The organism is Kitasatospora sp. NPDC054939 (assembly GCF_053610105.1).
Genome location: NZ_JBSGXP010000003.1, coordinates 112,265 through 124,353, shown reverse-complemented (window position 1 = coordinate 124,353; position 12,089 = coordinate 112,265). Strand labels below are relative to the sequence as shown.

Here is a 12,089-nt window from a genome sequence, read left to right as displayed (position 1 = left end):
GTCGGCCGGCGGCGGTACGACCGGAGGTCAGCCCTTCCGGCGCCCGGCCCGCAGTCCCGGCGGGAGCGCGAACCGGGCGAGCAGGGCGAAGAACAGCTGGGCGCCGACCGCGAGCAGCACCACCAGCAGCGCGCCGCCCACCGTCACCGCGAAGTCGCGGGTGGCCAGGCCGTCGATCACGTACCGGCCGAGCCCGCCGAGGCCCACGTACGCGGCGACCGTGGCGGTGGCGACCACCTGCACGGTTGCGGTCCGGAAGCCGGCCAGCAGGGCCGGCAGCGCGGCCGGGATGCAGACCTGCCAGAGCACCTGGGGGTGGGTCAGCCCGACCCCGCGCGCTGCGTCGCGGACGTCGGGATCGGTGCCGCGCACCCCCTCCACCGCGGCCACCAGCAGCGGCGGCGCGGCCAGCGCGACCAGCGGCACCAGGACGGCCGTGTCGCCGACCCCGGCGAGCAGCACCGCCAGGGTGACCAGGCCGAGGGTCGGCAGGGCCCGGGCGGCACCGGCCAGCGCGGTCACCGCGGTGGCGCCGCGTCCGGTGTAGCCGATCACCAGACCGAGCGGGACGGCCAGCACGGCCGCGTACAGCAGGGCCTCGCCGGAGAGCAGCAGGTGCTCGGCCACCCGGTGCAGGATCGCGTTGCTGCCGCTGCGGCGGTCGGGCGAGGAGAAGAAGTCGCCCAGCCAGGAGAGCCAGTTCACCGGCCCGCTCCCTTCTCCCGGACGGCCCACGGTGCGAGCACCCGGCGGGCGCCGACCAGCAGCAGGTCGACGGCCAGCGCCAGGGCGGCGATCAGCGCGATGCCGGCCACGATCGGGGTCGGGAAGGTCCGCTGGAAGCCGTCGATGAAGAGGTAGCCCAGCCCGCCCCGGCCGACCAGCGCGCCCACGCTGGCCAGCGAGATGCTGGCCACCGCCGCCACCCGCAGCCCGGCGAGCAGGTACGGGACGGCGGCGGGCAGTTCCACCGAGGCCAGCCGGTGCCACGGCCCGTACCCCATCGCGGTGGCCGCCTGCCGCACCGACTCCGGGACGGCGCGCAGCCCGTCCACCGTGGTCGGCAGCAGCACGGCGAGGGCGTAGAAGGTCAGCGGCACCATCACGGTCTCCCGGGTGGCCAGTCCGGTGTAGGGGATGAGCACCACGAAGACGGCCAGCGAGGGCAGCGCGTAGACGATGTTGAAGACGGCGGCGAGCGGCTGGTAGAGCCGGGGGAACCGGGTGCAGGCCAGGCCCAGCGGCACGGCGGCCAGCAGCCCGATCAGCACCGGCACCAGGGAGATCACGGCGTGGTCGAGCAGCAGGTCGCCGAGGTAGCCGAGGTGGTCGCCGATCCAGTACCACCGGACGAGCGGTTCATCGTCCACCGGTCGGACCCTCCGGTTCGCCGGCCGCTATCGGGACGGCCTCCGCGACGCCCCGCTCCTCCGCGACGCCCGGCCGCTTCTCCGCGACGCCCCGCTCCTCTGCGACGCCCGGCTGTTCCTCCGGCCGGGCGGGGCCGGGCGGCAGGTCGGCGAGCGCGGCTAGGACGGCCTCGCGGCTCGCGGTGCCGGTGGCCCGGCCCTCGTCGTCGAGCGCGACGGCGACCCCGGCGGGAGAGAGCACGGCGGCGTCCAGCGCGGTGCGCAGGGTGTCGGCCGCGGGCCGGTAGCCGGCCGCCGGAAGGAGTTCGGCGGTGACCGCGGCGCGGTCGATCCAGCCGATCGGGCGCCGCTCGTCGTCGACCGCCAACTCCCAGCTGCCGTAGCGCAGTCCCTCGGCCACCGGCCGGACGGCGACCGCGGCGGCCGGGCGCAGGCCCAGGCCGCGCAGCCCGCGGTCGCGGCCCAGGAACGCGGCCACGCCGTCGTCCGCTGGGGCCGTCAGCAGGGTGTGCGGATCGGCGAGTTGGGCGATCCGGCCGCGTTCGCGCAGCACCACCACCTGGTCGCCGAGCCGGACGGCCTCCTCGATGTCGTGCGTGACGAACAGCACCGTCTTGTGCAACTCGGACTGCAGGCGCAGCAGTTCCTCCTGCAGCCCGGCGCGCACCACCGGGTCGACGGCGCTGAACGGCTCGTCCATCAGCAGCACCGGCGGGTCGGCCGCCAGCGCCCGGGCCACCCCCACGCGCTGCTGCTGGCCGCCGGAGAGCTGGAAGGGGTAGCGCCGGGCGGTCTCCGGTGCCAGACCGACGAGTTCCAGCAGTTCGGCGGCGCGGGCGCGGGCCCGGCGGCGGTCCCAGCCGAGCAGCCGGGGCACGGTGGCGATGTTGTCGATCACCCGCCGGTGCGGGAAGAGGCCCGCCTGCTGGATCACGTAGCCGATGCCGCGGCGCAGCTTGGCCGGGTCCAGTCCGGCGACGTCGCGCCCGTCCAGCAGCACCCGCCCCGAGGTCGGCTCGACCATCCGGTTCACCATCCGCAGCAGGGTGGTCTTCCCGCAGCCGGAGGGGCCGACCAGGACGGTGGTCCGTCCGGTCGGAACGTCCAGGTCGATGCCCTCGACGGCGATCGTGCCGTCCGGGTGGCGCTTGCCGGCGCCCTCGAATCTGATCACAGCGGTTTCCTCGTCGAGGCGCCCGCGGGGGCGCCGTTGGCTCGGTCGTCGGCAGCCGGCGGCGCGCCGACCCGTCCTGACGGATCGTCATGCTCGGCTGCCCGGGCGTTCTCCGCCCGCGTGGCTGCCCGGCATCGGACCGGCGGAAACTCTGATCAGACTATGACCTGGATCATCTCCTGTCCGTGATTTCCCACGGGTCGCACCGGAACGACGCGGATCCGGGCGGATTCCTCCGCATCCCGGTCATCCGCGTCGCCCGTCGCCGGGTGCAGCGTCAACTGCCGCCGGTGGTCGGCAGTCCGTCGGCGGCCCACCCCACGAAGCCGCCGTCCAGATCGGTCGCCCGGTGCAGCCCCAGCTCGCGCAGCGAGGCCGCCGCCAGGCTCGACGCGTACCCCGCCGAGCAGACCACGATCACCTCGACCCCGTAGCCGGTCGCCTCCGGGATGCGGTGGCTGCCCGCCGGATCCAGCCGCCACTCCAGGACGTTGCGCTCGATCACCAGCGCCCCCGGGATCTCCCCCTCGGCCGCCCGCTGCGCCGCCGGCCGGATGTCCACCAGCAGCGCGCCCGCCCGCTGCGCCTCGTACGCCTCCGGGCCGCGCGGCCGGTGGACGCCCTCGCGCGCCCGCTCCACCAGGTCGTCGATCGTCGTCACCACTGCTCGGGTCCTTCCACCGAAGTACGGACGAGCCCGCCGGCCCGCAGGTCGTAGTGCGCCATGGAACTCAGCGGCGGCGAGTACGCGTGGATGGTCACCGCCGGCCCGGACGCCGTGTTGCGCACGTCGTGCACGTACTTGGGGCCGAAGGAGCGCGCGGTGCCGGAGTTGATCCGGCGGACCAGCAGGTCGTGGTCCGGTCCGCCCAGCGACAGCTCCTCCAACTCGCCGAGCGCCACGGTGAACGCGCCCCGCGAGCCGCCGTGGTCGTGGAAGCCGGTCGACTGCCCGGGCAGCCAGCTGATCAGCCACACCTCGTGGTCCTCGTCGCCGGCCAGCCGCCGGTACCAGCGCTCCTCGGTGGAGAGCCGGACCAGGTGGATCCACCGGTCGGGCTGCTCGGCCAGCTCGCGGACGATCCCGCGCAGCACGCTCGGCGACAGCAGGCCGCGGCCCCGGCCGGCGCCGTCCGGTCCCTGCACGGAGGGTGCGGCGGAGGCGTGGACGGCAGCGGGGCGGACGGGGAGGGCGGGGGCGTCGGTGGAACGGGCGTCGGCGGTACGAGCGGAGTCGGGGGCGTCCGGGTCGGACAGTACGAGGTCCAGGCTCATCGGGGTGTCCTCGGGTCGGGCCGGAGCCGGGTGTGCGGCAGCGGCAGCAGCAGAGGGATGCGGCGGAGCGGCGACGGCGAACCGCACGGCCCCGGGACCGGACGGCGGACCGGGGGGCGGTGGTGCGGATCAGGAGTGCGCGGCGCGGACCCTGGCGGAGGTCACAGGGCGGGGCCGGCGGGAGAGGGCTGGATCAACAGGCACAGATGGAACTCGCCTGGCGTCGCAGATCGACGTGCAGGCGGCAGACCAGAACGGTGCCGGATTCCATGCCCGGGATCCTCGCCGACCGGGCGGGCGCCCGTCAAGCGAGGTCCACGGCCCGGACCGGACGTGTCGTGGCGCGTCCGGGCCGGTCAGCCCGCCTCGACCGCCCCCTCCGCGGCCCCCTCGGCGGCCGGCTCCCCGGCCCGCGGGCGGCCGCCCGAACCGGTCGCGGCGGCGGCCGTCGCGGCCTTCACCCGGCCCGCCGCCTGCTCCCCGAGGTAGCGGCCCAGCGCCTGGTAGGAGTGGAACTGCTGGTGGTCGAACCACTGGTCGCTGGTGCTGTCCCGCGGGAACACCGGGTTGGACACCGCGTACGAGTGCAGCTCGTACGGCATGTCGGGGGTGAGCGCGGCCCGGGCCACGATCAGCCGGCCCCGGTTACCGCAACTGCGCCCGTCGATCCGGAGCGGCTCGGGGTAGATGATGTCCCCGGTGATCACCGCCCGCGCCGACAGCCGGGGCGCGAGCTGGGCCGGCAGTCCGCGCAGCCCGTACAGCGGGTGGGCCTGCGGGTCGCCGGCCCAACCGGCCGCGGGCTCCTCCCCGTTCGGCTCCTCCCCGTTCGGCCCGGCACCGTCCGGCCCGGCCCCGTCGGCCGCCGCGCGCTCGGGGGGCAGGTACCCGGCGCTGCCCGGGATCAGCACCTCCGGCTGGTGCAGCCGGATGACGATGCCGAGCTCCTCGCGGGCCAGGGCGATCGCCTCGGCGAGCGTGGTCGAGAACGGCGGGGTGTCGCCGCTGGCGTCGATGCAGACCACCGTCTGGACGCCGTGCCGCAGCAGTTCGACCAGGCCCAGGTTCTCGTAGTGCCCGCCGTCGGAGGTGAGCAGGAAGCGGTCGTCCATCGGGTAGCGGCCGAACAGCTCGCGCAGCAGGTACTGCAGTCGGCGGACCACCGGCTGCGGGGCGAGCCGCCAGTCCCGGCCGGGCTCCCAGAGGGTGGCGAGCGCCGCCGGGTTGGGCAGCCAGGTGCCCAGCCGGGTGTTGGTCACCGCGAACAGGCCCTGGAAGGCGCGCGCCTGACGCCCCATCGCCGAGGAGAACGCCGCCCCCGAGACGGCCATCGCCGACTGCACGGTGAGGTCCCGCGCGATGTGCCGTTTGGTGCGCTCCTCCAGGCAGGAGGTCTTGGCCCAGCCCACGTCGGGCCCGCCGACGTAGTCGTACGAGAAGGTGTACGAGACCGCGTGGCGGCCCGGCGGGGTGCGGTCGGAGCCGGAGAGGTTGGCCGCCGCCGCGAAGATCACCTGCGGGAAGTCCGCCCGCCGGGCCCCGTAGTGGCTGAGCGTGGTCGGCTCCCGGTCGAAGCGGTAGGGGCGGGCCAGCGCCTCGCCGCCCTCCACGGCGCGCCGGACCGCGAACGCCGAGGCCAGCCGCAGCCGGTAGAACGGGTGCAGGCTCATCCAGGTCTGGTCGAGGTTCCAGCCGATCGCGAACAGCACCAGCGGCAGCAGCACCTGGGCGACCGGCGGCCAGGCGTGGCCGGTGGCGACCGCCCAGCCGAGGGCGATCAGCGCCCCCGCCCCGAGCAGCAGCAGCGCCACCCACACCACCAGGTACTGCAGCAGCCCGGTGGCCACCCCCCGGCTGAGTTCCTCCCCGCCGTCCGCCCGGCGCCGGCGGCGCGGCGCGAGCATCCGGCGGCCGAGCGTCTGGCGTCGGCGCCACAGGGTGCCCACCAGCACGGCCAGGTAGGAGGTCAGCACGGTGACGGTCACGCCCGCGCCGGTCTGCGGGGCGCCGACCTCCAGGCCGGACCGCAACCGGACGGCACCCCAGGCGGCGGCCGGCACGACCACCGCACCGGCGGTGAGCAGCAGGGCCAGCACCACCGCCGTCCGGCCGATCGCGGTGAGCAGCTGCGGCAGCAGGCGGTCCCAGCCGAGCAGGGAGAAGCTCAGCAGCCAGAGCAGCCAGCAGACTGCGGCGGCGGCCAGCAGCCCGAGCAGGGCCAGCACGGCCGGGCGCCGGAACTCCGGCTCCGGCAGCGCGGCGCCGGTGCCGCGGGCGAGCCCGGGGTCAGCCAGCCCGGAGAGGTCGGCGACCGGCACCAGGTGGTACGTCCAGCTGAGCGCCAGACCGATCACCAGGACGGTGGCCAGCAGCAGGGTGAGGGCGGCGAGCAGTCCGCGCAGCACCGTCCCGAGGGCGACCAGCCACTCGCCGGTGCCGTCGGCGACGTACTTGGAGTGCCGGCGGAGGTGGTCCTCCTCGGGGGAGCCGGGGGCCATGACCTCGTCGGCGGTGACCCCGGCGACCGCGCGCTCCGCGCAGTCCGGCGCCGAGTCGCTGAGCGCCAGTTGCATGGCGCCCGCGGTGTACCCGCCGCCGGAGACGGAGACCAGGTAGCGGGCCCGGGTGAGCCACGGCCGCAGCGCCTGCAACGCGCCGAGCGTGACGCAGGCGGAGCGGATCCCGCCGCCGGAGACGCAGAAGCCGAGCCGGGCGTTCTCCCGCCCGGGCGGCACCCGGGCGCCGTTGCGCCAGCGGGCCTCGCGGTGTGCCTGCGCCTGCTCCTGCGGGCGCGGCCGGGCGGGCCAGTACTCCCCGGCGGCGGTGGCCACCGGCCAGGGCGGGATCACCTCGGGCCCCCGGACCGCTCCGTCCTGCGTCGCGTCCCCGCCGTCCGGCGTCGAGTTCGCGTCGTCCGGCGGTGCGGACCCGGTCGTGGGGCGGGCCTCCGTCGTGGGGCGGGCCTCCGTCGTGGGGCGGGTGTCCGCCGCGGGGTCGGCCGGGCCGTTCGGTCCAGGTGGTGCGAGGTCGGGCGGCGGGGTGCGGCGCAGCGAGCGGAGCACGGCGTGCAGGGCCCGGGTGAAGGTCACGGCGAGCGAGACCGCCGCGAGCACCCCGGCCGGCACCAGCAGCAGCCACTTGACGGTGGCGAAGCCGGCCGCGCCGGTCCAGAGCGCGTCGGAGCCGCCCGGCAGGTCCGTCAGCGCGCTGCCGAGCAGCAGGTTCTCCGCGACGTCGCAGAGCCCGGCCGCCAGGGCCGCACCGGCGGCGGCCAGGGCGGCGAGCCGCTTGCGGCGCCGGGCGAACACGTAGGTGCCGAGCAGCCCGGCGGCGATGAGGGTGAGGGTGTACCCGCCGATCAGCGCGTAGTCGGCGCCGACGGCGTCGCGATAGTCCGCGACCCGCCCGCCGACGACGGCCGCGGCGGTGCTGCGGGTGCCGGCGAGCTGCAGCCCGACGTCGTCGACCACGGGCGCCAGGCCGGCGAACAGCGAGGCCCCGAGAGCGAGCGGCAGCAGTGCGGCGATCGGCAGCAGCACCCCGACCGGGGCGGGCACCGGGCGCCGCCGGGCCAGCCGGTCGGCCCAGGTGGGCGGCGTGCCGATGCGGCGGAGCAGCCGGGTGAGCGGGCCGCTGCCGGAGCGGGTGGGACTGGACACGCGCGCCTCCGTTCCTAGGCCCTGTCCGGCCGATCTTGCCGGGCGCACGCCCAGCCGGGCGCGGAATGGGGGCACCTCCCGGCCGAAGGCTGGGGGAGCCGCGCGCTGATCCGACAAGATCGACCGGACAGGGCCTAGCCGATAGACGTCCCTTCGTAGCGGATGGGGAGCGCCATCGTGGCCGCCGTTCCCGGAGTGCGCAGCACCTCGTGCAGATATTCACCCGAATGAGTAAGGGGCGGTCGTGCGGGGTAGATGACCGTTTCATCCCATCCGGGAGTACCCGCGTGTCCGCGCGCCAGACCGTCCCGGCGGCATTGCGCCCGACGTATTGTCAGGCGACCGAGGCCGGGCCTACGGTCTTCGTATGGTCTACGCACGTAGACGCCAGGTGGGGGCTGCCCGGCCACTGCCCGGTTGCGTACGTGGATCCGCAGGTTGATCCGCCCCGCCGACCCTCAGACCGAAGGCCGGACTCCCGAGTCCGGCCCCGGAGTTGCGGAGGAACCCATGTCGCAGATCGTCCGCGCGGCCCTCGTCCAGACCAGGTGGACCGGCGATCAGGAGTCGATGATCGCCCTCCACGAGCGGTACGCCCGGGAGGCCGCCGCCCAGGGAGCGAAGATCATCGGCTTCCAGGAGGTCTTCAACTCCCCGTACTTCTGTCAGGTCCAGGAACCCGAGCACTACCGCTGGGCCGAACCCGTCCCCGACGGCCCCACCACCCGCCGGATGCAGGACCTCGCACGCGAACTCGGCCTCGTGATCGTCGTCCCGGTCTACGAGGAGGAGCAGAGCGGCGTCTACTACAACACCGCCGCCGTGATCGACGCCGACGGCAGCTACCTCGGCAAGTACCGCAAGCACCACATCCCGCAGGTCAAGGGCTTCTGGGAGAAGTACTACTTCAAGCCCGGCAACCTCGGCTGGCCCGTCTTCGACACCGCGGTCGGCAAGGTCGGCGTCTACATCTGCTACGACCGCCACTTCCCCGAGGGCTGGCGCGCCCTCGGCCTGGCCGGCGCCCAGATCGTCTACAACCCCTCCGCCACCAGCCGCGGCCTCTCCGCCTACCTCTGGCAGCTCGAACAGCCCGCCGCCGCCGTCGCCAACGAGTACTTCGTCGCCGCCATCAACCGGGTCGGCACCGAGGAGTACGGCGACAACGACTTCTACGGCACCTCCTACTTCGTCGACCCGCGCGGCCAGTTCGTCGGCGACGTCGCCTCCGACAAGGAGGAGGAACTCGTCGTCCGGGACCTCGACCTCGGCCTCATCGAGCAGGTCCGCCAGCAGTGGGCCTTCTACCGCGACCGCCGCCCCGAGGCCTACGGACCGCTGAGCGAGGCGTGAGAGGAGAGCCGCTGTGACCCGAACCGTCATCCGGGGCGGCCTCGTCATCACCGCCACCGAGGAACTCCACGCCGACGTCCTGGTGGAGGGCGAGCGCATCGCCGCCCTCGCCGCGAGCGGCAGCGACACCGCCGCCGGCTGGACCGCCGACCGCACCATCGACGCCACCGGGCACTACGTCATCCCCGGCGGGGTCGACGCCCACACCCACATGGAGCTCCCGTTCGGCGGGACGGCCGCCTCCGACACCTTCGAGACCGGCACCCGCGCCGCCGCCTGGGGCGGCACCACCACCATCGTCGACTTCGCCGTCCAGCCCGTCGGCGGCACCCTGCGCGAAGGGCTCGACGCCTGGCACGCCAAGGCCGACGGCAACTGCGCGATCGACTACGCCTTCCACACGATCGTCTCCGACGTCAACGACGCCGTGCTGAAGGAGATGGACGCCCTCGTCGGCTCCGGCGAGTCCACCTCCTTCAAGCTCTTCATGGCCTACCCCGGCGTCTTCTACAGCGACGACGGCCGCATCCTGCGCGCCATGCAGCGCGGCGCCGCCAACGGCGGACTGATCATGATGCACGCCGAGAACGGCATCGCCATCGACGTCCTCGTCGAACAGGCCCTCGCCGCCGGACGCACCGACCCCCGGTACCACGGCGAGGTCCGCCGCGAACTGCTGGAGGCCGAGGCCACCCACCGCGCCATCAAGCTCGCCCAGGTCGCCGGCAGCCCGCTCTACGTCGTCCACGTCTCCGCCGCGAGCGCCCTCGCCGAACTCGCCCGGGCCCGCGACGAGGGCCTCAACGTCTTCGGCGAGACCTGCCCGCAGTACCTCTTCCTCTCCACCGACAACCTCGCCGAGACCGGCGTCGACGGCTTCGAGGGCGCCAAGTACGTGTGCAGCACCCCGCTGCGCCCGCGCGAGCACCAGGAGGCGCTCTGGCGCGGGCTGCGCACCAACGACCTCCAGGTGGTCTCCACCGACCACTGCCCGTTCTGCTTCGTCGGGCAGAAGGAACTGGGCCGCGGCGACTTCTCGAAGATCCCCAACGGCCTGCCCGGCGTCGAGAACCGGATGGACCTGCTCCACCAGGCCGTGGTCGAGGGCCGGATCACCCGCCGCCGCTGGGTCGAGATCGCCTGCACCACCCCCGCCCGGATGTTCGGCCTGCACCCGCGCAAGGGCACCGTCGCCCCCGGCGCCGACGCCGACCTCGTCGTCTACGACCCCGCGGCCGTCCAGACCGTGTCCGCCGCCACCCACCACATGAACGTCGACTACTCGGCCTACGAGGGCAAGCGGATCACCGGCAAGGTGCGGACGGTGCTCTCGCGCGGCACGGTCGTCCTCGACGACGGCGACTGGCGCGGCCGCGCCGGGCACGGCGCCTTCCTGCGCCGGGACACCTGCCAGTACCTGGTCTGACCCCGGCGCGCCCGCTTCGCCGTCCGCGGCACCCCCGGGCCGGTCGGCACCCCGGCCGGCCCGGGCTCCCCTCCTTCGTTCGGCACCCCGTTCGGCACCCCGTTCGCACCCCCTTTTCGGCATCCCTGGAGCACCCATGGACATCGGCCTCGTCCTGCAGACCGACCCGCCCGCCCGCCTGCTCGTCGACCGCATGATCCGCGCCGAGCAGGCCGGCTTCACGCACGGCTGGACCTTCGACTCCTGCGTGCTGTGGCAGGAGCCCTTCGTCATCTACAGCCGCATCCTGGCCGAGACCCGGACGCTCACCGTCGGCCCGATGGTCACCAACCCGTCCACCCGCACCTGGGAGGTCACCGCCTCCCTCTTCGCCACCCTGAACGACATGTACGGCAACCGCACCGTCTGCGGGATCGGCCGCGGCGACTCCGCGATGCGGGTGGCCGGCCGCCGACCCGCCACCCTGGCCCGGCTCTCCGAGGCCATGCACGCCGTCAAGGAACTCGCCGAGGGCCGCTCGGTGGTCGTCGACGGCACCGAGATGCACCTGCCCTGGGTGCCCGAGGGCGCCTCGCTGCCGATCTGGATGGGCGCGTACGGCCCCAAGGCGCTCGCCCTGACCGGGCGCCAGGCCGACGGCTTCATCCTGCAACTGGCCGACCCGTACCTCACCGAGTACATGATCAAGGCGGTCCGCAGCGCCGCCGCCGAGGCCGGGCGCGACCCCGCCGCGCTCACCATCTGCGTCGCCGCCCCCGCATACGTCACCGCCGACGACTCGCCCGCCGCGCTCGCCCACGCCCGCGAGCAGTGCCGGTGGTTCGGCGGCATGGTCGGCAACCACGTCGCCGACCTGGTCACCCACTACGGCGAGCACTCCGCGCTGGTGCCCGACGAGCTCACCGAGTACATCAAGGGGCGCCAGGGCTACGACTACAGCCACCACGGCCGGGCCGGGAACCCGGACACCGCCTTCGTCCCCGACGCGATCGTCGACCGGTTCTGCCTCATCGGCCCGCCGGCCGCCCAACTCGCCCGCCTGGAACAGCTCCGCTCCCTCGGCGTCGACCAGTTCGCCGTCTACGCGATGCACGACGCCGTCGAGCAGACCATCGACGCCTACGGCTCCGCCGTCATCCCGCAGCTCAACGCGGTCGGCTGAGCGGGGAGTCGCCGCGGTGACGCAGACCCCCGCGATAGGTCGCAGCAGACAGCGCAGCACCGCCGACGGCCGGGTCGAGCTCGACCCGGCCGTCCACCTCCCCGCCAACGGCTTCACCAACGACGACCTGCTGCCCGTGCCGGTCGCCGGGCGGACCTGGACGACCTACAACTTCCTCGCCCTATGGGTCGGAATGGCCCACAACATCCCCTCCTGGACGCTGGCCTCGGGCCTGGTCGCGCTCGGCATGGACTGGAAGCAGGCCGTCCTCACCATCGCCCTCGGCAACCTGATCGTGCTCGGTCCGATGCTCCTGAGCGACAGCATCCCTAAAGAGCAAACTCCCCGGATCGGCTTCACCACCTAGCCGTCCTGGCGGTGCGCCTCGGCCAGCAGCCCCTCGGTTAGATCGATCAACCCCTCGACAGTGCCTGCCAGCCTGTCGATCATGAGCATCATCGCCACAGGGGTCTCGGCGACGAGATCCGCATGTCGAACCTCGTCCAGTTGGGCGCGGGCCATGCGCAGGCGGGTCTCTGCTGCGGTGTGCAGGTGTGGCGGTTCGGGGGGTGGGGTGGGGGTTTGCACGGTGCTCCTGCTGTAGCGCGTGGGGATGCCGGCCGGGGCTAGTGAGGGTTGCTCCGGCGGCAGAGTGAGACTGCATGCGTGG

At 74.2% G+C, this 12,089-nt stretch carries 10 protein-coding genes and 1 pseudogene; 4 read left to right on the top strand and 7 right to left on the bottom strand.

Annotated elements, in window-relative coordinates; genetic code table 11:
• Positions 1–27: 27 nt before the first annotated feature.
• The 6 genes from ACWGB8_RS02215 to ACWGB8_RS02190 all read right to left on the bottom strand — a co-directional run bounded on the left by ACWGB8_RS02215 (position 28) and on the right by ACWGB8_RS02190 (position 7,478).
• A complete protein-coding gene (locus ACWGB8_RS02215) occupies positions 28–705 on the bottom strand; it encodes an ABC transporter permease (protein ID WP_452209348.1) in 678 nt (225 codons plus the stop codon).
• The gene (locus ACWGB8_RS02210; RefSeq protein ID WP_452209346.1) at positions 702–1,370 is read right to left on the bottom strand and encodes an ABC transporter permease; all 669 of its coding nucleotides are present in this window, start codon (positions 1,368–1,370) and stop codon (positions 702–704) included. The genes ACWGB8_RS02215 and ACWGB8_RS02210 overlap by 4 nt, the downstream gene beginning before the upstream one ends.
• Positions 1,360–2,544 (bottom strand): ABC transporter ATP-binding protein, encoded by a 1,185-nt coding sequence (locus ACWGB8_RS02205; protein WP_452209344.1) that lies wholly within the window; start codon positions 2,542–2,544, stop codon positions 1,360–1,362. Before ACWGB8_RS02205 ends, ACWGB8_RS02210 begins: the two co-directional genes overlap by 11 nt.
• Positions 2,545–2,821: 277 nt before the next feature.
• Positions 2,822–3,208 (bottom strand): rhodanese-like domain-containing protein, encoded by a 387-nt coding sequence (locus ACWGB8_RS02200; RefSeq protein WP_452209342.1) that lies wholly within the window; start codon positions 3,206–3,208, stop codon positions 2,822–2,824.
• The gene (locus ACWGB8_RS02195; RefSeq protein WP_452209341.1) at positions 3,202–3,819 is read right to left on the bottom strand and encodes a cysteine dioxygenase; all 618 of its coding nucleotides are present in this window, start codon (positions 3,817–3,819) and stop codon (positions 3,202–3,204) included. The genes ACWGB8_RS02200 and ACWGB8_RS02195 overlap by 7 nt, the downstream gene beginning before the upstream one ends.
• A 356-nt stretch (positions 3,820–4,175) precedes the next feature.
• Positions 4,176–7,478, bottom strand: a complete 3,303-nt coding sequence (locus tag ACWGB8_RS02190) for a hypothetical protein (RefSeq protein ID WP_452209339.1) — start codon at positions 7,476–7,478, stop codon at positions 4,176–4,178.
• A gap of 510 nt (positions 7,479–7,988) precedes the next feature.
• Here ACWGB8_RS02190 and ACWGB8_RS02185 point away from each other — a divergent pair.
• The 4 genes and pseudogenes from ACWGB8_RS02185 to ACWGB8_RS02170 form a co-directional block, all read left to right on the top strand.
• Positions 7,989–8,831, top strand: a complete 843-nt coding sequence (locus tag ACWGB8_RS02185; RefSeq protein WP_452209338.1) for a nitrilase-related carbon-nitrogen hydrolase — start codon at positions 7,989–7,991, stop codon at positions 8,829–8,831.
• A 13-nt stretch (positions 8,832–8,844) separates the two neighbouring features.
• On the top strand, positions 8,845–10,257 hold the full coding sequence (gene hydA, locus ACWGB8_RS02180; RefSeq protein WP_452209336.1) for a dihydropyrimidinase: 1,413 nt from the start codon (positions 8,845–8,847) through the stop codon (positions 10,255–10,257).
• 136 nt (positions 10,258–10,393) lie between these two features.
• Entirely contained in the window at positions 10,394–11,419 is a 1,026-nt protein-coding gene (locus ACWGB8_RS02175) for a TIGR03842 family LLM class F420-dependent oxidoreductase (protein WP_452209334.1), read from the top strand.
• A 16-nt stretch (positions 11,420–11,435) separates the two neighbouring features.
• Positions 11,436–11,738: pseudogene (locus tag ACWGB8_RS02170) on the top strand (cytosine permease); the annotation flags it as partial.
• Positions 11,739–11,782: 44 nt separating this feature from the next.
• On the opposite strand, the gene ACWGB8_RS02165 reads toward ACWGB8_RS02170, so the two are convergent.
• A complete protein-coding gene (locus ACWGB8_RS02165) occupies positions 11,783–12,007 on the bottom strand; it encodes a hypothetical protein (RefSeq protein ID WP_452209333.1) in 225 nt (74 codons plus the stop codon).
• Positions 12,008–12,089 lie beyond the last annotated feature (82 nt).